General features: G+C 65.4%; 26 protein-coding genes and 6 tRNA genes. 31 read left to right on the top strand and 1 reads right to left on the bottom strand.

Annotation, left to right across the window (positions count from 1 at the left end; all coding sequences use genetic code 11):
* Window positions 1–50 precede the first annotated feature (50 nt).
* From ACZ619_RS41940 to ACZ619_RS41970, 7 genes are all read left to right on the top strand, one after another.
* A complete protein-coding gene (locus tag ACZ619_RS41940) occupies window positions 51–1,613 on the top strand; it encodes a recombinase family protein (protein ID WP_469610975.1) in 1,563 nt (520 codons plus the stop codon).
* 583 nt (window positions 1,614–2,196) lie between these two features.
* A tRNA-OTHER gene (locus ACZ619_RS41945) sits at window positions 2,197–2,312 on the top strand.
* Between the two features lie 151 nt (window positions 2,313–2,463).
* A tRNA-Arg gene (locus ACZ619_RS41950) sits at window positions 2,464–2,536 on the top strand.
* Window positions 2,537–2,654: 118 nt separating this feature from the next.
* Window positions 2,655–2,728: transfer RNA gene (locus ACZ619_RS41955), tRNA-Leu, on the top strand.
* A gap of 190 nt (window positions 2,729–2,918) precedes the next feature.
* Window positions 2,919–2,992, top strand: a tRNA-Thr gene (locus ACZ619_RS41960).
* A 92-nt stretch (window positions 2,993–3,084) separates the two neighbouring features.
* Window positions 3,085–3,152, top strand: a tRNA-Ser gene (locus ACZ619_RS41965).
* Window positions 3,153–3,156: 4 nt separating this feature from the next.
* Window positions 3,157–3,231: transfer RNA gene (locus ACZ619_RS41970), tRNA-Pro, on the top strand.
* A gap of 161 nt (window positions 3,232–3,392) precedes the next feature.
* On the opposite strand, the gene ACZ619_RS41975 is transcribed toward ACZ619_RS41970, so the two are convergent.
* Window positions 3,393–4,013: a DUF4352 domain-containing protein gene (locus ACZ619_RS41975; protein WP_469610976.1), complete on the bottom strand. Its 621-nt coding sequence runs from the start codon at window positions 4,011–4,013 to the stop codon at window positions 3,393–3,395.
* A gap of 265 nt (window positions 4,014–4,278) precedes the next feature.
* On the opposite strand from ACZ619_RS41975, the gene ACZ619_RS41980 reads away from it, so the two are divergent.
* From ACZ619_RS41980 to ACZ619_RS42095, 24 genes are all read left to right on the top strand, one after another.
* The gene (locus tag ACZ619_RS41980; RefSeq protein ID WP_469610978.1) at window positions 4,279–4,584 is read left to right on the top strand and encodes an HNH endonuclease; all 306 of its coding nucleotides are present in this window, start codon (window positions 4,279–4,281) and stop codon (window positions 4,582–4,584) included.
* On the top strand, window positions 4,584–4,829 hold the full coding sequence (locus ACZ619_RS41985) for a hypothetical protein (RefSeq protein ID WP_469610980.1): 246 nt from the start codon (window positions 4,584–4,586) through the stop codon (window positions 4,827–4,829). The genes ACZ619_RS41980 and ACZ619_RS41985 overlap by 1 nt, the downstream gene beginning before the upstream one ends.
* Window positions 4,830–5,525: 696 nt before the next feature.
* Window positions 5,526–5,720, top strand: a complete 195-nt coding sequence (locus ACZ619_RS41990; RefSeq protein ID WP_469611136.1) for an HNH endonuclease — start codon at window positions 5,526–5,528, stop codon at window positions 5,718–5,720.
* Between the two features lie 263 nt (window positions 5,721–5,983).
* Complete coding sequence (locus ACZ619_RS41995) at window positions 5,984–6,586, top strand: DNA primase (RefSeq protein WP_469610982.1); 603 nt, start codon at window positions 5,984–5,986, stop codon at window positions 6,584–6,586.
* 49 nt (window positions 6,587–6,635) lie between these two features.
* Window positions 6,636–6,839, top strand: a complete 204-nt coding sequence (locus ACZ619_RS42000) for a hypothetical protein (protein WP_469610984.1) — start codon at window positions 6,636–6,638, stop codon at window positions 6,837–6,839.
* Complete coding sequence (locus tag ACZ619_RS42005; protein ID WP_469610985.1) at window positions 6,839–7,297, top strand: phage terminase small subunit; 459 nt, start codon at window positions 6,839–6,841, stop codon at window positions 7,295–7,297. The genes ACZ619_RS42000 and ACZ619_RS42005 overlap by 1 nt, the downstream gene beginning before the upstream one ends.
* Before the next feature lie 8 nt (window positions 7,298–7,305).
* A complete protein-coding gene (locus ACZ619_RS42010; RefSeq protein ID WP_469610987.1) occupies window positions 7,306–9,012 on the top strand; it encodes a terminase in 1,707 nt (568 codons plus the stop codon).
* Between the two features lie 12 nt (window positions 9,013–9,024).
* Window positions 9,025–10,521: a phage portal protein gene (locus ACZ619_RS42015; protein ID WP_469610989.1), complete on the top strand. Its 1,497-nt coding sequence runs from the start codon at window positions 9,025–9,027 to the stop codon at window positions 10,519–10,521.
* A 40-nt stretch (window positions 10,522–10,561) separates the two neighbouring features.
* Window positions 10,562–11,308 (top strand): hypothetical protein, encoded by a 747-nt coding sequence (locus ACZ619_RS42020; protein ID WP_469610991.1) that lies wholly within the window; start codon window positions 10,562–10,564, stop codon window positions 11,306–11,308.
* Between the two features lie 44 nt (window positions 11,309–11,352).
* Window positions 11,353–12,018: a hypothetical protein gene (locus tag ACZ619_RS42025; RefSeq protein WP_469610993.1), complete on the top strand. Its 666-nt coding sequence runs from the start codon at window positions 11,353–11,355 to the stop codon at window positions 12,016–12,018.
* Between the two features lie 21 nt (window positions 12,019–12,039).
* Window positions 12,040–12,438 carry a head decoration protein gene (locus ACZ619_RS42030; protein WP_469610994.1) on the top strand — a complete coding sequence of 133 codons (399 nt, stop codon included), beginning with the start codon at window positions 12,040–12,042 and terminating at the stop codon, window positions 12,436–12,438.
* Between the two features lie 10 nt (window positions 12,439–12,448).
* Window positions 12,449–13,462, top strand: a complete 1,014-nt coding sequence (locus tag ACZ619_RS42035) for a major capsid protein (RefSeq protein ID WP_469610996.1) — start codon at window positions 12,449–12,451, stop codon at window positions 13,460–13,462.
* A 237-nt stretch (window positions 13,463–13,699) separates the two neighbouring features.
* On the top strand, window positions 13,700–14,080 hold the full coding sequence (locus ACZ619_RS42040; RefSeq protein ID WP_469610998.1) for a hypothetical protein: 381 nt from the start codon (window positions 13,700–13,702) through the stop codon (window positions 14,078–14,080).
* Window positions 14,077–14,430, top strand: a complete 354-nt coding sequence (locus ACZ619_RS42045; protein ID WP_469611000.1) for a hypothetical protein — start codon at window positions 14,077–14,079, stop codon at window positions 14,428–14,430. Before ACZ619_RS42040 ends, ACZ619_RS42045 begins: the two co-directional genes overlap by 4 nt.
* A gap of 35 nt (window positions 14,431–14,465) precedes the next feature.
* The gene (locus ACZ619_RS42050; protein ID WP_469611002.1) at window positions 14,466–14,786 is read left to right on the top strand and encodes a hypothetical protein; all 321 of its coding nucleotides are present in this window, start codon (window positions 14,466–14,468) and stop codon (window positions 14,784–14,786) included.
* Window positions 14,779–15,144 carry a hypothetical protein gene (locus ACZ619_RS42055; RefSeq protein ID WP_469611004.1) on the top strand — a complete coding sequence of 122 codons (366 nt, stop codon included), beginning with the start codon at window positions 14,779–14,781 and terminating at the stop codon, window positions 15,142–15,144. The genes ACZ619_RS42050 and ACZ619_RS42055 overlap by 8 nt, the downstream gene beginning before the upstream one ends.
* Before the next feature lie 64 nt (window positions 15,145–15,208).
* The gene (locus ACZ619_RS42060) at window positions 15,209–15,799 is read left to right on the top strand and encodes a phage tail tube protein (RefSeq protein WP_469611006.1); all 591 of its coding nucleotides are present in this window, start codon (window positions 15,209–15,211) and stop codon (window positions 15,797–15,799) included.
* Window positions 15,800–15,900: 101 nt separating this feature from the next.
* Window positions 15,901–16,227 carry a hypothetical protein gene (locus ACZ619_RS42065; RefSeq protein ID WP_469611008.1) on the top strand — a complete coding sequence of 109 codons (327 nt, stop codon included), beginning with the start codon at window positions 15,901–15,903 and terminating at the stop codon, window positions 16,225–16,227.
* 56 nt (window positions 16,228–16,283) lie between these two features.
* Window positions 16,284–16,628: a hypothetical protein gene (locus ACZ619_RS42070; protein WP_469611009.1), complete on the top strand. Its 345-nt coding sequence runs from the start codon at window positions 16,284–16,286 to the stop codon at window positions 16,626–16,628.
* Between the two features lie 8 nt (window positions 16,629–16,636).
* Complete coding sequence (locus ACZ619_RS42075; protein ID WP_469611011.1) at window positions 16,637–21,661, top strand: aggregation-promoting factor C-terminal-like domain-containing protein; 5,025 nt, start codon at window positions 16,637–16,639, stop codon at window positions 21,659–21,661.
* A gap of 109 nt (window positions 21,662–21,770) precedes the next feature.
* A complete protein-coding gene (locus ACZ619_RS42080) occupies window positions 21,771–24,005 on the top strand; it encodes a hypothetical protein (protein ID WP_469611013.1) in 2,235 nt (744 codons plus the stop codon).
* Entirely contained in the window at window positions 24,005–25,114 is a 1,110-nt protein-coding gene (locus tag ACZ619_RS42085) for a DUF5047 domain-containing protein (protein ID WP_469611015.1), read from the top strand. Before ACZ619_RS42080 ends, ACZ619_RS42085 begins: the two co-directional genes overlap by 1 nt.
* A 77-nt stretch (window positions 25,115–25,191) precedes the next feature.
* Window positions 25,192–25,368, top strand: a complete 177-nt coding sequence (locus ACZ619_RS42090) for a hypothetical protein (RefSeq protein WP_469611017.1) — start codon at window positions 25,192–25,194, stop codon at window positions 25,366–25,368.
* Window positions 25,369–25,413: 45 nt separating this feature from the next.
* A complete protein-coding gene (locus tag ACZ619_RS42095) occupies window positions 25,414–26,046 on the top strand; it encodes a hypothetical protein (protein WP_469611018.1) in 633 nt (210 codons plus the stop codon).
* Window positions 26,047–26,060: the final 14 nt, after the last annotated feature.

The following is a 26,060-nucleotide window of genomic DNA, read 5'->3' on the forward strand; positions in this document are numbered from 1 at the left end:
CCAGTACGACAACCCGTACACGGGGAACCTGCGTATGTACACTACTCCCCATGCAGACACGCGTGTTGGGGGCACGACGACTGTCCCGCGTCAGGGACAACTCCACGTCGTTCGACCGCCAGGGGATAGCCATCGAGACCGTCACGACTGCCATCGGCGGCCGTGTGACCGCATGGGCCGACGATCCCGACGTCAGTGCGGCGAAGGTGGCGCCCAAGGACCGACCAGAGCTGGGGAAGTGGTTCGACCGGCCTGACGAATTCGACGCTATCGCATGGTGGCGCCTCGATCGGGCCGTTCGCAGTATGCGCGATATGGCGTGGCTAGCCGGCTGGGCACGGGATCACAAGAAGCGGCTGATATTCGCGGAGGGGCCCGGCGGAGGGCGCCTGGAGCTGGATATGTCCTCGCCCATGTCCGAACTCATTCTGATGATTCTCGCCTTCGCCGCACAGATGGAAGTCCAGGCGATTCAGGAGCGAACTCAGGGCTCCGCCCAATACCTCCGCAGCGTCGGCCGTTGGGCGGGCGGGCGAGTGCCGTTCGGGAGAATGCCAGTGCCGCATCCCGAGGAGGCAGAAGGCTGGTGGCTGGGGCGCCACGACGACACGGCAAGCATCATTGACGACATGGTGGCTTTCGTTCTCGACGGAAAGTCCTACCACGTCGTATCGGGGTGGCTGAACGCCAAGCATGCCGGCGTCACCCCGGCCAACCACAGGCGTTTGATGGCCACGCCCCCGAAGGAAACGGACCCCAACGCGCGTTGGAACCCCGGCATGGTGAGTTCGTTCCTCCGTCAACCATCCTTGCGCGGCTGGCAGATGCTCAGCAACGCCCCCGTACGGGACGACGAGGGTGAGCCGGTAAGGATGGGCCCCCCGCTCGTCGACGACGACACGTGGAGGCGCCTACAGGCGGAGATGGACACCCGCGAGAGCGGCGGGAGCCGGAACAAGAGTGACTCTCATCCGCTGCTGGGGGTTGTCTACTGCGGAGTGTGCGAGGGGAAGCTCTACCAAGGGTGGATCGCGGCGGGGGAGCGCCGCAGCGCCAAGAGGCAGTACCGCTGCGCGGCACGCGCGCACGGGCGGGAGTGCCGCAAGCCGGCGTACGTCACGGCGGACCCTGTGGACGCCTACGTCGAGGAGAGCTTCCTCGATCAGTTCGGGCGCTTCGAACTCGTCGAAGTGATCACGATCCCGGGCGTCGACCACACGGCGGAGATCGCGGAGCTCCAGGCGGACATCGACACTCTCGCCGGCCAACTCGCCAACCTCCGTGGCCCGGCTGCCTCTGCTGTCGGCAAGCAGATACAGGGACGTTCTGACAAGCTGGAGCGCCTCCAGGCGCAGCCCGTTGTCCCTCCGCGGACGGAGGAGGTACGTACCGGTGTGACGTACGCCGACGCCTGGCAAGAGGCGAAGTCCCGACGGGACATGCACGCATGCCGGAAGATGCTCACCGATCTCGGGGTCAGGGTGACCGTCGGAGAGACCTACCGAGGGGCCCGTGACGTCACTGCGAGACTGAGCTTCGATGTGGTGACGCCGGATGACGTCGACATGGCACAGGACGCCCTCGACGACGTGGCGATGCAGGAGACTCTTTAGGTAACGGGTTGGTAACGCTATCCGGGGCCCGTGGAGGCTCCCGGGCCCGTCGGCGCCCACCTCCGCCTCCCCGCCCGAAGGTGAGTTATCCACAGGTGCCTGTGGATAACTCCAGGGGGTGACTGGGTGGGCCTAGATCGCCACCGAGTGTAGTCAAGAGGGCTGGATCGAGCACCAAACCGACAGACTGACCCCTTATTTCTAGCTCTCTAAGACGCGTCTAGAGAGAAAGGAAAACAGGGGTCAGTCTGTCGGTTTGTGCACACCCCGGGTGGAGGCCGCGACCAAGATCAACAACATGATACTTGCGCCCCATTACCTAAGTAGAGGGTAGGACGAGGCGGCGCCGGCGAATGGCGCGGCGCCCCGCTCCCTCCTCGACGGCCGGTGGCGCTCCCGTGGCTCCCCGCACTCTCCTCCGGGTTGAAGCGCGGTTGCAGCGCCCCGGCCGTCCACGACTTCCCACCGGGCGTTCCTGGTGGAGGACTAGACGCAGCCCGACGCCTAGCGTGCGGCAGGTGTCGGCGACCCTGAATCGTGGGTGGCTGCGTCTTGTGGGAGTGCTCGCACAACACTTCCGGTAGGTCACGTAGTGCAGCGGCCAAGCACACCGATCTGAGCATGGTTCGAGTCCATCCGACCCTGAGTCGGTAAACGGCCCCTCCATCGGTAACGCCGGTTCGAATCCGGTCGTGATCACAGAGTCGCTGAACGATCCCTGCCCGGAGCCGCATCGGGGCACATCGCAGCGACACCCACCGTGGCGCATACGAGGTGGCGGGACGACTTGACCCGAAAGAATCGGCGCGCACCCACGCGACGTCAGGTCGGCTTTGACGGTGGGTGGCTATGGCGTGTAGCTCAATGGATAGAGCGACGGCTTACGGAGCCGTGCGTTGGGGGTTCGAGTCCCTCCATGCCAACTAAGGGCGTCCCGTGCGTGACTGCGCAGCACGCGCCCGAAGAACGCGGTGACACCCAATGGCTTCGTGCCACGTCCCTCCCGCACGCTGTCCGACGGCGGGACCCGGACAGCACCACGCCGCAGTAGCCCAATTGGCATAGGCGCCCGGCTCAGACCCGGGAGGTTGGGGGTTCGAATCCCTCGTGCGGTACGCAACCCTGGAGCGCTGGGACGCAAGCGGGCCTGTAAAGCCTGCGTCGACGATGGCTAGCGTGGTTCGATTCCACGGCCAGGGACGACGGAACCCGCGCAGTGTCTGTCTTCCACCACGGCCACCACGCGGGTTCTTGGAGTCGTCCTTGTCAGGACGTTCTCAGGCTATCACTAGCTGCGCCCCACAAGCCTCCGTAGCTCAGATGGCCAGAGCGCCGCTCTCGTAAAGCGGAAGTCGCGCGTTCGACTCGCGCCGGGGGCTCTTCGACAGCTAGATCAATGGCGTGCCCGGCAACGGGAACGTACGGCTACGCACCTCGCGTCAGGGTTGACCATGGCACTCGCCTGACGGAATGACTGCTAGCGGTGAGATCACCGGGCGTTGGAGTCCGGAGACGGAGGTTCGATTCCTTCGCTGTCGACTACCGGGACGTGGCCAAGTTGGCTCAAGGCACCCGCTTTGGGAGCGGGAGATCGTGCGTTCGAGTCGCACCGTCCCGACACAGCAGCGAGCCCGACCGAATAGTGGCCGGCCGGGCTCGTGGTGTGCACCCCTTGGAGGCCCTGACGCTGTTCGCCCAGCGTCGGACTCATCAAGGTTCATGTCACGATACCAGCCCCGCCCTGGGAGGAGAGATCCCCGGGGACGGGGCTGCACGACGTTACGCAGCCGGCAGCGCGACCTTGAACACCTCAGTGGCGTCGGGATCCTCGGTGTAGGTGTACGTCAGCGTTCCGCCCTTCCGGGCGACGTCGAGGATGAGCTTCCCCGTGACGGCCTGGCCAGGCTTGTACTCCGCGTCGACGTTGGGCCCGTCGCCTACGCCCTCCAGCGTGGTTGCGTCCTGGGCGGCCGTGGACGAGTCCTCCCACGTAAGGCTGCCGTACGTCATCACGCGAGCCGCGGACTTCCCGATGTTCTTGAACGTGAGCGTCAGTTCGACGTACTGACCCTTCGGCTTGTTGCTCGTACCGACCTGAGCCGGCGTCGCGTACTTCGCGCTGACGACCGTGACGGACATCGTCGACGTCACCTTGTAGGCGCCGGCGTCGTCCGTCTCACCGACGTCGTACGTGCCCGTCTGGCCGACTTGCAGAGCCGGTACGGGGGTTGCGGAGGCGGAGGCCGCGGAAGACGCCACAGCGTCCGCCTGAGCCGCTTCGTGCGTCGCTGATGGCCCATCCTGCGTGGCTCTGTCGTCGCTCCCCGACGAACACCCTGTCAGCAGCACCGCGGATATAGCGACGGCCGGCACAACGGCACGGCGAACGTACCTGCGCATAGCGCAACCCCCATGACTCGATGGCCTCCCCTGGCCACACGGAGCCCCCAGAGTAGGGCAGAGGAGGCGGTCTCGTGTTCGGATGGCGAGTGGTTACGTACCGGGCAACTGACGGGACCCGATGGGCGTTCGGAGCGAGTGTCGGAGAGCGACCTTGGCGAGATGACTTCATCGCATCCGTGGTGTTGGCCGGTCGCGGTGCTGCCCTGTTCCACATCCCCAAGGGATGCACGTGGATCGTCGGGAATAAGATCGGTCGCCGCTGATGACGTGGCAGAACAGCACACGCAGAGCGCGACTCCCAAGGAACTGGCCCACGCTGAGGGCTCGCGTCCTGCGCCGTGATCGCTACCTGTGCCAGGCGGAGTTCAGCACGGGCGAGAAGTGCGGAGCACCAGCCACTGACGTGGACCACATCGAGCCTGGCGATGACCACAGCATGGCCAACTTGAGGGCGCTATGCCCTTGGTGCCACAGGCAGAAGAGCAGCAGCGAGGGAGGCCAAGCAGCCGCTCTCACGCGCGTGCGTACGGACAGGCCCAAGCCCACACACCCCGCACTGGAGGCCTGATGGCAGTACCCGACGGTGCGCGGGTGGAAATCGTAGAGGTCGGCCACGAACCCGGTACGGCGCTCATGCCGACTCGTGTGCGCGTGAATGGCGTTGACGTGGGCCTCCTGTCGGAGGCGCCCACGGTGGCAGTGAACGAGGACGACGCGACCACAGTGACGCTCGTTCTCATGCCCTCCTCGGTGGAAATCAAGGGCGACGACCTGCGCGCACCGACAAAGACCATCGGCTTCGCAGCCGAGTAGCACCGCATCCCATAAGCACCTGCGGCTGATCCCCGCGGGAAGAGAGCCCCTGACGTTCCAAGGCGTCGGGGGCTCTCGCCATTCCTTGGAGCAGACATGGCGACCAGCCACGCCCTGACGTGCCAGTACGAGCCCTGTGGGGCGGAGTTCACCGCTGAGCGCAGGCGGAAGTATTGCGCGCCCGTGTGCGGGAACCGCGCGTTCAACGCTAGGCGCAAGGCCGACGGCCGACTTGCTGAGCAACGCCGCAAGCTCAAGGACTACAACGCTGAGTGGCAGAGGGCGAACGCCGACCGATACAGGGTCGAGCGTGAGTGCCTTGCGTGTGGGCGGGTGTGGAGGACGGGGCGGAAGGACGCTAGGTACTGCTCCACTGCATGTCGTGACCTCATGCGTCCTGGGGTGAAGGAGAGTCCCATCCCTGACACGCACCCTGCACGACGAGGGCTGACGTGTGAGGTGCCCGCTCGGCACCCGGCTCGGTGCATGGACCTTCGCGTGCGGAGGTGGGTGATGGGCACGTGCCGGCGATGTTGCACAGCCTTTGTGGTGCTGGACAACAGGCGTGATGCTGCGTACTGCTCAGCCCGTTGTGGGCGCAGGGACGCAGAGGACAAGCGCCGCGCGCTTGAGGCTGCGGCCTTCGTGGCACATGTCAACCGAACCCAGGTGTTCGAGCGTGACGGTTGGATCTGCATGCTGTGCGAGCGTCCTGTGAACCGCCTTGCGGAAGCGTCGGACGATGATGCGCCGTCAATAGACCACGTGATCCCGCTTGCACGTGGAGGCACACACGAGCCGGTCAACGTGCAGTGTGCGCACGTCCTGTGCAACGCGATCAAGAGTGACCGGGAGTGGCGGCCGGAGATGGCTCCCGCTCTCACACCGTGACGGCTGGCTACGGAGGGTAGGGGATGGTCCCCCTCCGGCCCGCCTTCCGGACCGTAAAGGTGCTGGGCATCGCGGTCTGTACGGGTCTGGGGGATGTGGACGAGGCGCTCACAGGCGCCCGCTGGAGGCCCGACCAGGGGTCGGCCGGACTGATTCGGACCCCGATCGGCACGCGGGCACACAGGGCTTCGGTCTCACAGTCATTCAGAAAGTCCCAGGTCAGGCATTGTTTTACCGTTACCGGCCGCACTAGAATGGGACCCATGAACACACGGACCTGCGAGCGATGCAGCGAACACCTAGGTGCGAGGCACTCGCACCGGGCGCGCTTCTGCTCGACCCGCTGCCGTGTAGCTGCGCACCGCGCGGCGAAGAACGACGCGACTCCTCGGGAGCTGACGATCCGCGACAGGTGGATCCGGCGCTCGTCCACGAAGGTCCCTCTGACGACTGGCGGCATGCCGGCGTCCTCGACGGACCCGCGGACGTGGAGCTCGCACATAGACGCCACAGCCTCGACGGCCGGCGTCGGTCTGGGCTTCGTCCTGAGCGACGAAGACGACATTGTCTGTCTCGACCTGGACCACTGCATGAACCCGCTCACTGGGCAACTCGCCCCGTGGGCCGCAGCCATCATCCGCGACGCGGGCGCCACCTACGTAGAGGTGTCCTTGTCCGGCGACGGACTGCACATCTGGGGCCTGGCCGACGTCCGACAGGGACGGAAGCTGCGGCGCCCCGACGGTACGGCCGTGGAGATCTACGGGACCGGCCGCTACATCGCAATGACGGGGCGCCGGCATGGCTCAGCCCCCTCGATCCTCGCGGATCTCTCCGCGGTGGTTTCCAAGCTGACGGCCCGGTAGCTCCCGACAGGGGAGGACGGCTTGGCTGTCCATTCCCGGGAGGCACCCCATGGCTGATGAGCTTGAGCTGGAGCCGTACAGCAACGGCGGCATCCTCGCCCCCAGTTTCACCTACGTCGACGCCGATACCGGCACCGTGCGCATCATCACGGGTGAGCAGATGGCGGCCCTACAGCGCACCGTGACACGCGTGTTGGAGCGCCTGGAAGCACACGGGCTCGTGTTCTCTGCAACGAACGCGGAGGCTTCCTGATGGCCGGCCGCGGACCCGCCCCGAAGAACCCAGCGCAGCGACGTCGCCGCAACGCCACGGAGCCGGAGACGGTGATCGTCCCTGACGACGAAGTGCGCGGGCCCGAACTTCCCGCGGGGGCACTTGGGTCGGAGGACGGCGTTGACGTCGAGTGGCACCCCATGACACAGCTCTGGTGGGACGCCTGGCGTACGAGCGCGCAGGCTCAGACCTTCACCGCAACCGACTGGCTCTTCCTCATCGACACCGCCCTCATGCATCACACGATGTGGGCGAAGGGCCGATGGGAGTTCGCCTCCGAAGTCCGCCTAAGGGCCGCCAAGTTCGGCGCCACACCGGAGGACAGGGCGCGCCTGAAGCTGAAGGTCGACGACCCCACAGCAGGCCCTCAGAGGCCCATACAGCGCTCCGACGGAGTGACTGACATCAGCTCGCGCAGGGCGCGTCTCACAGGCTAGGAGACCGCGTGCCGCACGTAACCGTGCGCGCCCCCGGTCACGACCGCTCCCGCTCGCTCGGGTGGATGGCGGTCGCATGGATGGAGTACTTCGTCGTGCACGGCCCTGGCGACGTCCAGGGCGAACCGGTGCGCCACGGTGACGAGTACACGGGCTTCGTCGTCGACTGCTACGGCACCGACGATCACGGCAAGATGCTGTACGACAGCGCCTTCTTCTCCCGCCCCAAGGGCTGCGACAAGTCCGGGCTCGGTGCCCGCATCGGCCTCTTCGAAGCCTTCGGCCCCTGCCGCTTCGCCGGCTGGGCGGAGGGCGGAGAGGTATACCGCGACCCGTGGGGGCTCGGCTTCGAGTACGTCTACGAAGCCGGCGAGCCGATGGGCCGTCCCGTCCGCGTCCCCTACCTCCGCATCATGGCGACGGAGGAAGGCCAGACCGGCAACGTCTACGACACCATCTACTTCAACCTGACCGACGAGGCGTCGCCCCTCTCGCAAATCCCGGGCGTTGACCCCGGATTGACCAAGATCAACCTCCCTGACGGCGGAGAGATAACACCGTCGACTGCCTCCTCCTCGTCGAAAGACGGCGGCAAGGAAACGTGGGTGTGTTTCGACGAAACGCACCTGTACAATACCCCCGAACTTCGCCGTATGTACGCAACGGTTACTCGTAACCTGCGCAAGCGGAAAAAGGGCGCGGGAACGTGGTACCTCGAAACCACAACGATGTTTGCCCCCGGGCAGGACTCCGTTGCCGAGCGTACCTACGAAGAGGCCGAAGCAATTCGTGAGGGGAAGAAGAAGCGCGGTCGCGCACGACTTCTCTACGACCACCGTTACGGCATCTGCAAAGACCTGAAGAACGAGGACGAACTCCGCGCGGCTCTTATCGACTCCTACGGCGACGCCATGGAGTGGATGGACCTGGAGACGCTGGTCGACGATTTCTACGACCTGCGTAACGACTCGGCCGACGGCAAGCGCTACTTCCTCAACTCCCGGACATCCACGAGTGACTCGTGGATGGACCCCGACGCGTGGGAGGTCTGCCGGCGTCCGGAGGAGCTCCAAGCCGGTGACCTGGTCACTCTTGGCTTCGACGGCTCCATCCGAGACGACTCGACGGCCCTCACGGCGTGCCGCGTCAGTGACGGCCACCTTCAGCTCCTCGGAGTCTGGGAGAAACCGGAAGGCCACGAGGGCGAAGGCTGGCAGGTCGACCGAGAATCCGTCGACAGCTGTGTTGCCCGTGCATTCGATAAATACGAGGTCTGCGGATTCTACTGTGACCCGCCGCACTGGCAGGACTACGTGGATAAGTGGACGTCGGAATACTCGGACGGACTCCAGATAAGCGCTGTGCAATCACGTCCGTTGGAGTGGTGGACCAACCGCCCAACGGCCATGGAACACGCGTTGGACCGATTCGTTGAGGCCGTTGACGACAAGGCTCTTTCGTTTGCGGGAACGCAACGCGCAGACGATGAGGCAACGTTCTCCAAACTCGGGGCAACGCTCACCCGTCACGTGCTAAACGCGAAGCGCAGGCCGATGGGCCGCAATCACATGGGCATCGGAAAAGAGCATCCGAAGAGCCCGAAGAAAATCGACGCCGCAATGTCCGCCGTACTCGCCTACGAGTGCCGCGCGGATGCCGTCGCAGCCGGAATCACGAAGCGCAAAAAGCGCTCCGGGAAACTACACGCCTTCTAGGGAGGTTCGCGAGTGCCTATCGATGCCACACAGGTCGAGTCTCCCGGATGGTGGCTCCAGCGGCTCGGAAAGAAGCTCCTCGACGAGCGGGACGACGTCAGGGACGCGGACGGCGAGGTCGAGCCGGGCCTTGACACCCTTCGCCGGTACGCGGAGAACAAGGCGCCTCTTCCGCACGTGCCAGGGCTGGACCCCAAGGACGTGGCGGCATGGATGAAGGACGCCCGAACCAACTGGACGAGCCTGGTCATCGAGTCGCCGACAGAGCGCATGCACGTCGACGGCTTCCGATTCGGCGGCAACGACAGCACCTCGAAGGCCGGTGACGACGAGGCCAACCGCGTATGGCAGGAAAACGCGCTTGATGCTGACGCCGACCTCGTCCACTACGGTGCCCTCTCCCAGCGACGAGGGTTCACGCTCGTCGAGAAGGGGGACGAGGGGCGCCCGGTCATCACCCACGAGACGCCACGGCAGGTGGCCGTGGAACATGTCCAGGGGAGCCGGCGGAAGCTAGCCGCGGGTCTGAAGCTCTGGCGCGACGACTGGACTGGCGACACCCGAGCCACGCTGTGGACCCCAGACAAGATCTACGACTTCGTCACGAAGTCAGAGACTCCCGCCTTCTCCGGCCGAGCCGCGCAGCTCCGCGGATGGGACTCCTTCGCACTTCCGAACTCGACGGAGGGCACCAGGACCAACGACCTGGGGATTGTCCCGCTCGTCCCCTTCACAAACCGGCGTAATCGTCGGCTGTCCGGCTTTGCTGAGCATGAAGACGTACTGACGGTGCAGAACCGGATCACCCTCTCCGTCATCAACCTCATAGCGGCCATGAAGTACGGCGCCTTCCGACAGCGTTGGGCCGCCGGCCTGGAGGTCGACGAGGACCCGATCACCGGCAAGAAGATCACTCCGTTCCACCTAGACATCAAGTCCCTGTGGACAACGGACGATTCGGAAGTCAAGTTCGGCGAGTTCGCAGCGACGGATCTGAAGCCGTATGTGTCGGCCATCGAGTCTGCCGTCCAGGATCTTGCCGCACTCAGCCGCACCCCACCGCACTACCTGATCGGCGCAGTCGTCAACGTATCGGGCGACGCCCTGAAGGCCGCGGAAACCGGCCTCGTCAGCAAGGTCAGGGACCGCCAGCGGAACTTCGGTGAGTCGTGGGAACAAACCATGAGACTTGCCTTCCGCGTCCTGAACGACGCTGAGCGTGCCAACGCGTACACCGCGGAGACCATCTGGCGTGACCCCGAGTCGCGATCCTTGGCGGAGCTCGCCGACGCTGCCGTTAAGAAGTCGACGGCCGGAGTCCCGTGGCGTCAGCGCATGGAGGACATGCAGTACACGCCGCAGCAGATCGACCGCATGGAGATCGACCGGGCAGCCGACGCCCTGAACGCAGCTCCTGCGGAGGATTCGTCGACGGGCAACTCCAACGTCGTGCCAATCGACTCCCGGACCGTGATCGGACGGGGTGACGGTGGCGCTAACGCGGCTTGATCGACAGTACGGGTCAGCGGTCCGCGGCGTGTGGACTAGCGTGCTGGGGCGCGTCGGTCGATCGTGGTCGGGACTGGGCACCTGGCGTGACGCCGACGTTGCACGATTCCAGCGCCAGGCCATCCCCATCATCCTCGCCGGCGAGCGGCAGATAGCCAGCCTGACGGCGTCCTACCTGGAACAGCTCTACAAGGACGTCGAGCCGAAGGCTCCCCGCGTGAAGCTGGACCTCGACTCCGTCACGGGCACGGCCCTCCGGGGCGTTGCGCCTGCCGACGTCTACGAGCGCCCCTTCAAGCAGACGTGGAACGCCCTGTCAGAGGGCGGTTCCTTCGATGATGCATTGAGCCAAGGCACACATCGACTGGAAACGCTCGTCAAGACCGATCTCCAGCTAGCCCGCACGCACACGGTTCGCGAAGTGGTGGACGACATGCCCCGCTTCACCTACACCGTGCGAGAGCTTCAGGGCGAGTTCGACTGCGCCCTCTGTATCGTGGCGAGCACCCAGCGATACATGAAGCGCGACCTTGCCCCGATCCACCCCGGGTGCGACTGCCTCGTCAAGACGGTCACTGCGGACTTCGATCCTGGCCAGGTTATCGACGAGCGGAAGCTAGAGCAGATCCACAAGGCGGTAGAGGCCGCCCTCGGTCAGTCGGACCGAGGAGCCCGCGCCATCGACTACCGCCAAATCCTCGTGACCAACGACCACGGGGAGATCGGGCCCGTTCTGGGCTTCAAGGGTCAACGGTTCACCGGGGCCGACGACATCCACCCGTCCTGACGCCCGCCAGGGGCCGACGACTACCCGACAGGGGTTCCTTCAGCATGTTCCGCAACCATCACTCGCGCCGTCACCTGCTCACCCTCGCTTCGGAACCGTGGACGCTCTACGAGACCGATCCGAACAACCAGGGTGGCGGAGGCAACGGGAGCACCCCGCAGGTCAACGAGCATGGCTTCCCGGACAACACGCCCGTGGCCGACATGACCGCGGAGCATCAGGTCGCCTACTGGAAGCACCACGCGCGTAAGCACGAACAGCGTGCCAACGCCGCTCCGACGGCCGAAGAGCTCCAGAGGCTCCGGGACCGTGACACGGCGCTGAAGGAGATCGAGGACAAGGACCTGACGGACGCGCAGCGGGCCGCGCAGGCAACGCAGGCGGCGACGCAGCAGCGGGACACGGCCAACGCCTCCGTCGCCACGCTCACCGACGAGAACACGCGCCTAAAGGTCGCCCTGGACAAGGGACTGACCATCGCGCAGGCGAACCGCCTCAGCGGGTCCACTCCAGAGGAGTTGGCAGCGGACGCGGATGCCTACCTGGCAGAGATCGGCCAGACAGGCGGCAACACCGGCCAGAGCAACAGCGGTTCCGGCTCTGGCACACAGCAGCGCTCGGGCGGCAATCGCGGAGGCGACGTCGGCAGCGGTGCAAAGACCGTGTCAAGTGGCGCAGACCTCTACCGGCAGCGCCACGGCAAGAACTGACGACCCTCACCCGGAGGACACATGAACCTCGGCATGATCACTGAGAGCTTCTCTCAGGACAAGCGTGACTGGCTCGGTAGCGAGCACGGTACTGATTTCGCCCAGTCGGTCACCCTCGACGTCTCGACCTTCACTGCGAACACCCACTACCCGGACGGCTACATCAAGAGCGGTATTCCGCTCGGCAAGATCACTGCTTCGGGTAAGTACGGCCTGTACGACGACACGAAGAGCGACGGCCGGCAGACCTGCGTGGGCTTCCTCTTCACCAGTGTCGAGGTCGTGACCCGAAGGGGCGCGACGCTCTCCAGTGCCGTGGGCTCGATGCTCCTCCACTGCTTCATCAAGGAGTCGAAGCTCCCTGTCGCCGTCGACGCTGCTGGCAAGACCGATCTCGGCGCCCGCGTCATCTTCATCTGAGAGGTAACACATGCAGCTCATTGACGAGTTCGCGACTCCCGCGGAGCTCACCGGGTACGCGCGTGCGGCCCTGGCGGACCGGCCGGAGAACGCGTTCAGCCTGGACCGGTGGCTTCCCAACCGGACGATCAACGATCTGTCCTACCGGTTCACGCGGGGCGGAGGCGGCCTGACTGAGGCGGCCGTGTTCCGCGCGTACGACGCTTCGTCCGACGTGGCAACCCGGCCAGGCGGTGCGCGGGTGAGCGGCGAACTGCCGCCCATCTCAAGGAAGATCCCTGTCGGCGAGTACGAGCGCATCCGGCGCCGGAACGTCGAGACGCAGAGCGCGGAGATCCGTGACGCCATGCTCGACGACGGCGTCCGCCTGGCCCGTCAGATCGAGGCACGTCTAGAACTCGCCCGTGGTGAGGCGCTGTTCTCCGGTGCCGTGAACCTGAACGAGAACAACGTTCAGGCGAGTGTCGACTTCGGCCGCAACGCCGGCCACAGCGTGACGGCTTCGACGGCGTGGAGCACGATCTCCGCTGACGCCTACGGTGATCTGTCATCCTGGCTGGACACCTACAACAACACGAACGGTCAGCTTCCGGCGTACACGCTGATGTCTCGCTTGGCGTACAACTGGCTGCGACGGAACACGGGCCTGACGAAGCTCGCCAACACGCTGAACCCTCCGACCGTCCTCACGCGCGACGCGCTGAACACGGTTCTTGCCGACTACGACATCCCGCCCGTCGTCATCTATGACGCGCAGGTCTCCGTGGGTGGCACAGCCACGCGAGTCACTCCTCAGGACAAGATCCTCTTCCTCCCCGAACAGGGTGACGCTGCGGGGCAGACCCTGTGGGGCGTTCCGGTGGAGGCGGATGACCCGCGGTACGGCCTGGCCGGCTCTGAGGCGGGTGTCGCCGTCGGTGGATACAAGAGCGAGGACCCGCAGACCGTGTGGACCCGCGCCGTTGCCATCGCCCTTCCTGTCGTCGCGGCCCCAGACCTGACCTTCCAGGCAGACGTCCTCTGATCATGAACGCGAGGCATTGACGCATGGCAACCCTAGCGAACCTCGTCCACGTGACGGACGACAAGGGCACGGTCCACGTGTTCGGCCCCGCGGACGAGGTACCTGAGTGGGCGCAGGCGCGCATCACGAACCCGAAGGCGTGGGCCGAACCGCCGACCAGCGCAAGTCGACCTGCGCAGCCCGCGCCCACCGCCAAGCCGGCGACGAAGCGCGCTGCGCCTCGACGGAAGGCGACGAATGGACCTTCTGACTAAGGCGCAGCTCGAAGCGCTCACTAGCCGGACGTACACCCCGGATGAGTACGACGTCATCTCGACGATGACAGAGGACACCATCCGTGGTGAGGTGGGGGACCGGATCACGGATCCTCCGCAGCCGGGCATCAAGTCCGTCGCCCTGACGATGGCGGCCCGCGTGCTCGTCAATGCCTCCGGTGTCAGCTCCGAACAGGCCGGCGGGATGCTGATCAGCTACTTCGCGTCGCAGATCGGCAAGGCCATGTCCGACGACGAGCGGCGCCGGCTACGACGGGCCGTGGGCCTTGCCGCCAGTGCATCGTCTCTGGACATAGCTCCTGCGGAGTACTGCTATCCGATCCGAACCTGGAGGCCACTGTGAGCCTCTTCCGGGCAGTGCTCTCCGAGACGCTGACCATCAAGCGGGCGGGGACGACGACGCGGGACTCCACAGGATCGAAGGTGCCCGGCGCACCGGTCACGATCGTCGTGGAGAACTGCGGCATCTACCCGCCGTACGGCGTGGTGGTCGGCAGCTCGTCGGAGACCCATGACGCCTCCAGTACCGTCGAGACCCGACGCGTATTCGGTGCCCCTCTCTTCACCGACGTCCGCCCCGGGGACCAGATTCTTCGGGGTGACGAGGTGTGGGAGGTCGTGGGCGAGGTCATGGAGTTCCGACTGACCTCCCTCGCCCGCATCGAAGCGGCCGTGAAGCGGGTGACGGGATGAGCTTCCGATCCACCTACACCGGCCGGTACTCCGGCATGGGAAAGCTCCTCCAGCGTCCCGGTATACAGCGGGCCTGCCGGGACGCTGCCGTCAAGCTGAAGACGATCGCTGAGAACAGGGCGCCGGAAGGCGATCCACGAACGGACCCGCACTCAGGACGGTACAAGGCGTCCTTCGACGTCGTGCCGATCTACGTCAACGTGCCCTTCCGCGGGAAGCCTCGGATGCGAGCCGGCGCACGGCTGATCAACGATTCGCCGGAAGCGCGGATCGTAGAGTACGGAATGGGCCGGACTCCCCGGTACGCGGTGCTGACGAAGTCCCTCGACGATCTCAAGGCGGCCCACCGTGCCTGACATCGAGGCCGTACTCAACCCATGGGCCGAAGAGCTGACCGGCCACTTCGCGGGCGCTGAGACGCCTGACGACCTGGAGGCACAGCTTCCCGTCATCCGTATCGAGCGGGGCGGGGGAGCAGACGAGCGATTCAACGAGCGGCCCCGTGTGTTCGTCGACGTCTTCGCGGCGTCGGCCGACGAGGCGCGGACCCTGGCAAACACCCTGCGGGACGAGCTCCTGGCCCTCCGCGGCCCGGTCCACGGAGCCGTGATCCGGGATGTCCGGTGCGACTCCGGTCCGTCCCGACTTCCGTGGGCGAACGAGGCCGTCTACCGGCGCGGAGCCACGTACACCGTCAGCTACCGGGCTGCGTAAACCACTGACATTCTGACCCGCTCGTCGAGGACGGCGCGGGTCCCTCGCATGCCCAGGAGGGCACATGGCGGACACCCGCAATGCCGATCTCACCTACGGCGCAACCGACTACCTCGTCTACCTGGCCGCACAGAACACCGTGGCCCCCACCGGCTTCACCGACCCTGCGACGGGGTGGACGAACTTGGGGTGGGTGACCACTGACGGCGGTCTCTTCAAGATCGAGGAGGAGACGAAGGACGTCGAGGCGGCCGGCTCCCTGGAGCCGATCCGGACCCTGCTCACCAAGAGCACCAAGAGCGTTCAGGTGACCTTCCTCGAAGGTCTGAACCCTCTGGTCAGGGCCCTGTACGACAACGTGGCCGTCGAGGGTCTGGAGCCGACGTCTGGCATCGCGACGTACAGCCTCCCCGACAAGCCGGCGGACCTGCGGTACGCGTTCATCTTCGACTCGATGGACGGTGACAAGCGCATGCGCCTGTACATGCCGAACGGGAAGGTGACCGAGCGGGGCGACGAGCAGCCGCAGACCACGGACGTCATGAACGTTCAGATGACGTTCAAGTTCTACAAGGGCGCGAGCAACTCCGCGGCCGTGAAGCGGAGTCTCGACTTCGGCGACGTCGACGTCAGTGATTTCTTCCCGACTCCCTGACGCCAACAACTAGCGGGGCCCGTATCTGCGCGGGTCCGGGTCCCGCTTCACCTCTGTACTGACCCGCGCAAGTCGACCGACGTTACTTAGGAGACCCGCGCATGTCCGAGACCACTGTCACCCCAGCTGAGGCGCAGGAGACCGAGGCGACCGAGGAGTACGCCACGGCGGAGCTCGCCGGCGAGACGCTCCGTGTGAAGACCATCGGCCACTGGAGGCCGTCGTACATGCGGGCGCTGCGGTCGAGCGACTTCGACACGTGGGCTGAGGGCGTGCTCCATCCTGACGACGTGGACAAGTTCGTCGACGCCGACGCCACCTTCAACGAGATCAACACCTTCGTCGGTGCTGCTGCGGAAGCTGCCGGGGAGCCGGTGGGAAAGCCACGTGGGCGTGCGGCGTCCTCGACTCGCACGCGGAAGCGGTAGAGGCGGACCTACTCCGCTACTACAGCGCTGACGTCCTCGACGTCCACCGAGGCCGCATGTCCCTGCGCCGGCTGCGAGTGCTGATCGAGCACCTGCCGCCGGAGAGCGCGACGAAGACAGCGCTTCGGAACGCTGTACCAGCTTCCGACCTGGAGCGCGCAGGTAAGGACGCTCGCCCCGATCTGGGGCAGTGGAGCGGCGTCGAGACGCTACTTGCCGGCCTCAAGGACGAGGTGACCCTCCTCCGCCTGATCACCATCGCAGCGAACGGCGGCAAGCCTGGCGACTTCGAGCCCACTCCACGCCCTGGCATCCCACCGAAGACCGCGCAGACGCAGCGCAAGGGACTCACAGATGAGCAGCGCCGCGCATTGGATCCGCGGCTTCGAGCCGAGCCGTAGGAGGCGTGATGGCTGGTGACCTGGACATTGTCGGCAGTGCCGGCGTTGACGTCGTCCCGGTGCTACCCCTGTTCCATACCAAGCTGAAGGCCATCGTCCTCCCCATCGCCGACAAGGTGGGGGAGGACGCCGGCCGACGCATGGGAGAGGCGATCTCCCGGAACATCGTCGTCTCGATCCCGGACGCCGTGAACAGGGGCGGGAAGGCGGCTGCACTAGCGGCCACCCGCCAGGGTGCCAACACGGGTGGATCATTCGCGCGCAGCCTTCGGGCGAAGCTCGAAGAGGCCTTCCGGTCGATGCCGAAGCTTGACATCCGGCTGTCCGACACGGGCGTTGACGCTGACCTGGCCCGCATCCGGGCGAAGTTGGAGCAGCTCAGCAACAAGCGGATCGGCATCGACGTCAGCGCCGAAGCTGCGCGGGCGCACATCGACGAGCTCGACGAGAAGCTTCGCCGGCTGGGGGCTGCGCACCCCAACGTGGCAGTCCGAGTCGATACGGCAGCAGCACGAGCCGCTATCGCTGCCTTCCGTGAGGAGATCGACGCTGCGACGGCGGACCCCGCCCGGATACGCATCGAGACGGACGGCGCCCTGGGCGCCAAGCTCCGGGCTGCGGTGCGGGAGGCGGAGGCCAGCCTCCCCAACATCAACATCGGTGCGGACACGACGGACGCAGAGGCTGAGATAGCCAGCCTTCGGGCAAAGCTGACGGCTCTCCGTGACGCTCGGATCGGCGTTGACCTCGACTCGGCAACGGCCCTGGCCCGAATCACGGAGATTCAGACCCGTCTAGCCCGGCTGTCAGCCTCCGACGCCGACGTTGCCATACGGGTTGACGCGGGGGCCGCAGAGGCACAACTCGCGGCCGTGCACCGCATGGTCAACGACCTGGACCGCGATGACGTACGGATCAACGTCCACGTCAACGACACGCAGGCGAAGGCCGCTCTCTTCCAACTCGCCATCGCTATCGGTGGCGTGATGGCGCTCCCGGTCATCCCGATCGCTGCCGCAGGCATCGGTGCCCTCGCCTCCGCAGCTGTCACGGCTGCTGCCGGCATGGGTGCCCTGGCCCTTGTTGCGGCTCCGGCCATCAAGTCGGTGACGTCGGCGATTCAGGCGAAGTCAGCTGCGGAGAAGGCCGCCACGACGGCGACGAACAACTCCGCCGCAGCTGACGTCCGTGCCGCGCAGAATGCCCTCCAGATGGCCTCAGCGCAACAGGTACTGACGGCAGCCCATCGCAACGCCGCCCGGTCCATCGCGCAGGCCAACGAGCAGATCGCCAACGCTGAGCGTTCCCTCGCGGAGGCTGCACAGAACGCTGCCGACCAGCGACGTCAGGCCGCGGAGACTGTGGCCCGCGCGGAGCGGTCCCTCGTCGACGCTCAGAAGCAGGAACAGCAAGCACAGCAGAGCCTCACGCAGGCTCGTCAGGACGCCGCGAAGGCTCTCGACGATCTGAACGACAAGCTCGTAGACGGCAAGCTAGCCCAGCGTGACGCTGCCCTTTCCGTGACGGAGGCAGAGGAGGCCCTAGCCAAGGCCAAGCGGCAGAACGCGTTGGGCCAGATCTCGGACACGGAGCTGGAGCGGGCGCAGCTCTCCTACGACCAGGCCATTCAGGCGCAGAAGGAGCAGTCGAAGAGTTACGACCAGCTTCAGAAGGACGCCAAGAAGGCCCGCAAGGAGGGCGTAGACGGCAACGACGCCGTTAAGTCCGCGGCCGACGCTCTCGCCAAGGCTCAGCAGAACGTCACTGACCAGACGAAGGCCGTGGCACAGGCTCACAAGGACGCCGCTCGCACGGAAGTGGAGGCGGCCCGGTCCATCGCCGACGCTCAGCGTTCCCTCGCGGACGCCGTGCAGAACGCTGCGGACACACAAATCTCTGCCGCAGAGTCCGTCACATCTGCGGAACGGGGTGTCGAGTCGGCTCGCCTGTCGAGCATCGACACCACGGCCAGCGCGACGTCCCAGACGAACGCCTACCGCGAGGCGCTCAAGAAGCTGACTCCGGAACAGCGGAAGCTCTACGACTCGATAGCCGGCCCGCGGGGTCTGACGTCCGCCTACAAGGCGTGGGCGACGTCGCTTCAGCCGGAGGTGCTCCCGCTCTTCACGCGGGCCGTCGACGGGGCGAAGAACAGCCTGCCGTCCTTCACGCCCCTCGTCCTGGCTGCCGCGGACGCCGTGGGCGAACTGATGGACCGGGCGAGCGCGGACCTGAAAAAGCCGTTCTGGCAGGGCTTCAAGAAGGACATCAACGAGAACGCCAGGCCGGCCATTCTCGGGATGGGCATCGCATTCGGCAACGTCCTGAAGGGGATGGCCGGAATCATCGACGCTTTCCTCCCGCATATGGACGGCATAGAAGACCGGATGAAGCGCATCACCGGTCGCTTCGCCAACTGGGGTACTGGCCTTAAGGGCAGCCCGGAGTTTGAGCGATTCCTCGACTACGCCTCGGAACACGGGCCGGTGGTGGCGGAGGCACTGGGCGACATTGGCGGCGCACTGCTGTCACTCGGAAAGGCGCTGTCCCCGGTATCAACGCCGATGCTGAGGTTCATTGGCGCTCTTGCCCGTGGACTATCGTCGGTAGCCGACACCCTGCCGTGGGTTATCCAGCTGATCTACGCCGCGTGGGTGGCAACGAAGCTGTGGACCGTGGCCATGTGGGCGTTCGATGCCGCAGCAGCCGCGAACATCTACGTCCTGATCGTCGTGGCGATTATCGCCGTCGTGGCAGCCATCATCTACGCGTACAAAAAGTGGGGCTGGTTCCACGATCTCGTCAACAGCGTCTGGAAGGGCATCTCGACGGCCGCGCAACTTGCGTGGAGGTACGTCCTAAAGCCCGTCTTTGAAAGCATCGTCGACGCCATCGAGTTCGTCGGTGACGCTGCGGTCTGGCTCTGGAAGAACATCTTCGTCCCCGTCTGGAGCGCCATCGCGGACGTGGTGGGGACGACGATCGCCCTGATAGCGACGGTGCTGATAGCCCCGCTGATCATCGCCTTCAATCTGATGGCGGCGACGCTCGGGTGGCTGTGGGACGTCATCTTCGAGCCGATCTTCCACGCGATGGGAGTGACGGCCGACGTCCTCTGGAATGACGCGCTCAAGCCGTTCTTCCAAGGCCTGTGGGACGCGATCAAGTGGGTCGGCGACAAGTTCGTCTGGCTCTACGACCACGCGATTGCCCCCGCCGCAGGCTGGATCGCTGACAAGTCCAAGTGGCTGTATGAGAAGGCACTCAAGCCGTTCTTCACCAACTTCTGGGACGGACTGAAGTGGATCGGCGACAAGTTCAAGTGGCTGTACGGCCACATCATCAGCCCCGTCGCCGGCTGGATAGCCGATAAGGCGAAATGGCTGTACGAGAAGGGCATCAAGCCGCAGTTCGACAGCATGAAGTCCGCGGTACGGCTCGTCGGAGAAGCATTCGGCGACGCTCGGGACGCAATCAAGAAGCACTGGGGCGACGTCAAGGAAATCACGAAGGCGCCTGTCAATTTTGTGATCGACATGGTCTACACCCACGGCATCAAGGCCGTGTGGGACAAGGTCGCAAAGTACGTCGGTCAGGATCCGCTCCCGAAGGCTCCTAAGCTCCTCGCGGCCGGCGGAACGGTGGGCGACGGATGGGGGACTGCCCGTCCGATGAAGGTGAACCGTCCGACGGCGATCGTCGGCGAGGGCAACCCCCGATACCCGGAGTACGTCATCCCGACGGATCCGCGGTACAGGGCCCGCGCCCTGTCGCTTCACCAGGCTGCCGGAACTCAGCTCATGGAGTCCGGCGGTGTCCTCGGGGGCATCTGGGACTGGACGAAGAACAGCGCGAGCAGCGCTGTCAACTGGGCGTCCACCGCCGCGGATCTGATGGTTCACCCCGGGAAGGTGTGGAGCTCCCTCGTCAAGGGGGTGCTCAACCACTCGAAGAGCACGCTAGGCACCTCACCCATCGGGAAGACGCTCGCTGCGTACCCGGTCCGCATGGCCGACGGTCTGAAGTCCACACTCGTCGACGCTGTCTCTTCCCTTCTCTCTGGGGGAGCGGGAGGCATCGGACAGTGGATCAAGCCCGTCAACGCCGCGTACGGAACCAAGTTCGGCGTCAAGGGCTCCATGTGGTCCTCCGGGCATCACACGGGCCTCGACTTCCCGGCCCCGGTCGGCACACGCGTCAACGCTGTTGCCGACGGAACGGTTTCCATGGCGACGAGCGGTGGCCCCTACGGCAACCACGTGATGATCAATCACGGTGGTGGGCTGAGTTCCCTGTACGCCCACATGAGCCGCATCCTGACGACGGTCGGCAAGGTGGTGCAGCAGGGTCAGGAGATCGGCAAGGTTGGCGCGACGGGCAACGTCACGGGCCCGCACCTCCACCTGGAGGCGCGACTGAACGGCAAGGCCGTCGACCCCATGCCGTACCTGACGACGGTGGCCTCCAACGCGCAGGCGTCAGGCTCTGCTCAGCGTTACGCGAAGAGCATCCTCGGCAACTACGGCTGGAGCGCGAGCCAGTTCGGCCCGCTTCAGCAGCTGTGGAACCACGAGTCCAACTGGCGTTGGAACGCCACAAACCCCAGCTCAGGCGCGTACGGAATCCCTCAGAGCCTCCCGGGCAGCAAGATGGCCTCCGCGGGTGCCGACTGGCGGATGAACGCATCGACGCAGGTCCGATGGGGCGAAGGCTACATCAAGAGCGTGTACGGATCGCCGGCTGCTGCGTGGGCCAAGTGGCAGGCCAGGTCGCCGCATTGGTACGACCAGGGCGGCTACCTCCCACCGGGTCTCTCCCTCGTCGCCAACGGCACGGGATCCCCGGAGCCCGTTTTCACGGGCCGCCAGTGGGACGACATCCGAGCCGCCAAGAGCATCAGCGGGCCGACGTCGATCCAGGCCGATGTGCGGGTCTTCGTCGGTAACCGCGAGATCACCGACATCGTGCGCACGGAGGTGACTGCGCGCGAATCACTCACGGTGTCAGCCCTTAACAACGGAAGGTCAATCTGATGGACGAGGCAGACGCGATTCCTGTCTACGAGGCACCGACCGCTGAGCCCGTCCCCGACCCGTCCACTCAGCCCCGGCGGGGCGTGGAGCCCGGATACGGGGGTGGCGAGTGAGCGTCGCGACGAACCTTCTGGCCGACAACACGGCCAGCATGGAGACGGACGCCACCGGGTGGACAGCCGGTACGAACACCACGCGATCCCGGAGCACGGCACTGGCCTACTCCGGGGTCGCGTCCCTGGGGCTGACGGCAACCGCAGCCGGGTCCGTCACGGCGACGACGGCTTCCCGGGTCCCGGTGACCGCCGGGCAGACCTACACGGCGTACGCCTACTTCGCCAGTCCGACGGCCTCGTCTGGCAGGACGGCGAACGTCACCGTGACGTGGTGGAGCGCGGTGACTGGCGGTACTGCGCTCTCCACCTCCGTCAGCGTCACCAACACGCTCCCGACGGCTGGGACGTGGAGGACACCGCCTCCCATCGTCCTGGCAGCTGCACCGACCGGTGCCACCTACGCTTCGGTCACGGTCACTGTTCTCGGTCTGGCGGCAGCCGAGTTGGCCTGCGTCGACGTGATCAGCTTCGGTCTCCCGGCGCTGATCACGAACAACCTTCTCCCGTACAGCGTTCAGGGCGTGGAGGTGGACGCGGCCGGCTGGGAGGGCATCTGGCAAACCACGGTCGCCTCCTCCGCGGCCCGCTCGTACGAGGGGTGGCGCTGCCTCTCTCTGACGTCGACAGCCACCGGGGCATGCCGCACTGCCATGGTCAGTTCCGTCCCCGTGACGGCCGGCGTCGAGTACATGGGCTACGTCTGGACTTACGTACCCGCAGCTGCGACGGAGTGGCACACGGCGATCCGGTGGTACGACGCGAGCGGAAACCTCCTGTCGACAAGCTCTCAGACGTGGGCGTCGGTGACGGCGTCGACGTGGACGAGGTGCGCGGTCATCGACACTGCGCCGGTTGGAGCCGTAGCGGCCCGGCTCGTCCTGGAGCCCGTGGCCACGGCCGTCGGCCAGGTCTGGTACGTCGACCAGATGGCGATCATGGCCACTCCGCTTGTCTCGGGGAACCTCCTCGGCTACGCCGCGCAGGGGATCGAGATCACTAGCACGGCATGGACGGCGCTCAGCGGATGCAGCCGTGGCCGGACGCTCTCTGTCGCGTATGAGGGGATCGCCTCCATGGTGATCACCTGTGACGGCACGGGGGACGCCACTGTCCAGCTGACGAACGCCATCGCTGTCACGGCTCGCCAGGCGTACCGCATCACGCCGCGGATCTACCACGCGGGGCGAACGACTGCCCCCGTGGTCGACCTGATCTTCTACTGGTACAACGCTGCCGGGATCCTGATCGAGTCGACCTTCTACCGGTGGTCGATGGGGACGACGGCAGGTTGGTACGCCCCCGTCGGGTCCGCGGTGGCACCGTCCGGCACGACGAGCGCGCGCATAGGGCTGCGGTTCCTGTCACCTTCGTCCGGTGACCTCTTCTACGCCGACTCCCTCTCCGTCGCTCCTGGCGGTCTCGGAGCCATCGCTGACCTGATCGACGGTAGCTACGGCGCACGCATCTCGATCCAGGGCCTCACGACGGACGGTAAAGCCAAGTGGGGAATCTGGAGGATGCTCGACGACGGCTCCATGACGCCCCTCCGTGGCTCTGACGGCGATATCACGGCCACCGTGATCACGGGCGACCTGGCCATTGTCGAGGACTACGAAGCGCCGCTAGGTGTCGACGTCCGCTACTACGTGAAGGCCTACACAGGCTCCTCGTACCAGGCGTCGACGTCGGACGCGGTCATCCTTCCGGAGCCCCCCGATACGTCGGTCGTCATCAAGGATCCTGGCCTGCCGGCTCGGTGGGCGGAGGCGATCGTCTACAAGGGCGGGATGCCGGACTGGACGAGGAGTGCCCGGCAGGGTGTTAACCCGGTCGTAGGCCGGTCCCGGCCCATCATCATCTCCGACGTGCGCACCTCACGCGCGGGGACGATGACCCTGGTCACTGAGACACAGGATGAACTCGACGCCATGTGGTGGCTCCTGGAGACCGGCAACACCCTGCTTCTCCAGTGGCCGTCAGAGTGGGGCGAGAGCGACGTCTACGTGCAGGTGGGTGACGCCGTGGAGGCGCACATCTCCGACTATGCCGGCCACCGGGACCGCACGTGGAGCATCCCACTGACGGAGGTCGACCGCCCCGTCGGAGGCATCACCGGCTCCACCGACCGCACGTGGCAATCCGTCCTCAACACTCGAACGGACTGGCTCGACGTCATGACGAACGCGAACTCCTGGCTCGACGTCTACACCGGCATTCAGGGGGGCTGATGTACGCAGTCAGCTCCCGGTTCCTCCAGACCCTGACGACGTCTCACTCCATCGTCGTCAGGGCTGACGTTCACTATGCCGGAGCCTTGATGAAGGCGGATCTGCCGATCGCTGACGGCTCCGTCACGATCGACCGCGGGTCGAAGGTCCGGCGGACGCTCGCCCTGACGATTTCCGATCCGTCCTACCTGCCATGGGCTGCGATAGATCCTCTCGCGGTATACGGGCAGTCCATCGTCGTCAGCCGTGGAATCCGCTACGCGAACGGGCTGACCGAGACCGTTCCTCTCGGAACGTTCCGGATCGACGAGCCTCAGGGCGACGTGCATTTCGGCCCGGTTACCCTGACGGGCAGTTCGTCTGAGTGCTACATCATCGACGACAAGTTCACCGCTCCGAAAACGACGCGAGGCTACACGGGTTGCGTTGACGCCATCATCGCCCTAATTCGGGAAACTCTCCCCGGTGCAACCGTTGTAAACCTGACTTCGGACGGGAGAAATCCCTCCCTCGCAGTGACGACGTGGGACGTGAATAGCGACCGTTGGGACGCCGTTCAGCAGATCGCGCTAGCGATGCAGGCGGAAATCTACGTCGATTCCCTCGACCGCTTCGTGGTTGCTGATATTCCCCAGGTTCTCACGTCCCGTGTTGTGTGGGACATCGCGGAGGGAGAGGGAGGAACGCTCATGGCGGCCTCCCGACAGATGTCGAGAACGGCCGTTTACAACGGCGTTGTCGCATCAAGCGAGAACTCCGCCTCGTATTCACTGCCCGTGAGCGCCACGGCGTACGACAGTGACCCGACGAGCCCGACGAGATGGGGCGGCCCATTCGGGCGCGTACCTAAATTCATCTCCTCCTCCCTGTGGACGACGTCAGCCGCATGTCTGACAGCCGCTCAGTACACGCTATTCGACGCCATCGCGCCGAACATATCGACGTCTATAAACAGCGTCCCTAACCCGGCGCTAGAAGGCGGAGACTGCCTGAGAATCGCCTACTCCGGCAGGAAGGAGCTCTTCATCCTGCAATCCGCGACAGTGCCTCTGACAGCCGAGGGGACCTTCAGTGTCGGGCTCCGTGGAGGCAAGGAGGACACCTCATGACGAGCCGCAGGGACCTCGCTGACGCAGTTCAGCGCGCTGCACGGCGCACAGTGACTCAGGAGGCCGCAGGGTGGCGGATGGCCAAGGTAACGGCCGTCTATACGGACGGCACCGTCGATATCAGCACAGCTCACGGCGCTGTCGCGAAGGTCCGTCGGCTGAAGTCCTACACGCCGGCCGTCAATGACGGCGTGGTCGTGCTGACGAATTCCGACGGCAACTGGGTTGTCATCGGCGCCCTCGCCACTTCCTAGCGGTAGTCGAGCTACCGAATTTCGATATCTAAGGAGACTCCCGCTGTGTCCAAGGGCGACAAGTTCAACCAGAACATTCAGTACCCGGTCCTTGCCGACGTGCCCAATATCGAAACTGCATTGGCAACGCTAGTAAACGGCGTCGTCCCCCAGACCGTCATGCGTTTCGACAACGCCAACGCCCGTGCCGCCGCACTAACAGGTACCTCAAAGCCCGTTGTCGGCATGATTACCTATCTGATCGCTGAGGATCGGTGGGAGGGATATCAGGCAAACGGCACGTGGCTGCTGATGTCCGATGGACCGTGGACCGCTCTGACGTACGCGACGGGGTACACCGCATTCGGCGGCTCTCCCGGATACCGGCTAAAGGCCGGCGGTGGCATAGAGCTCCGTGGACGACTCCAGAGAACGAACGGGGGAAACCTCGTTGACGACGGCACAGAAACCGTTATGGCGAAGATCCCGACGTCTATCGCTCCAGGAGCGAACCGGATTTTCCTCGTCGCGAGCAATCGCAAGACGACCGACAGCGTGACCCGCTACACCGCACGCGTTGTCGTTCAGCCGACCGGAGACATCTCCTACACCGTCGAGTACGGGGGAGGCACGGGAACGAGCTCTGACCCCGCGTGGGTCTGCCTCGACGGAATCCTGTTCAGCCCCGGCAGCGACTGACGCACACCACACTC

It is taken from the genome of Streptomyces sp. NPDC104367 (genome assembly GCF_055583825.1).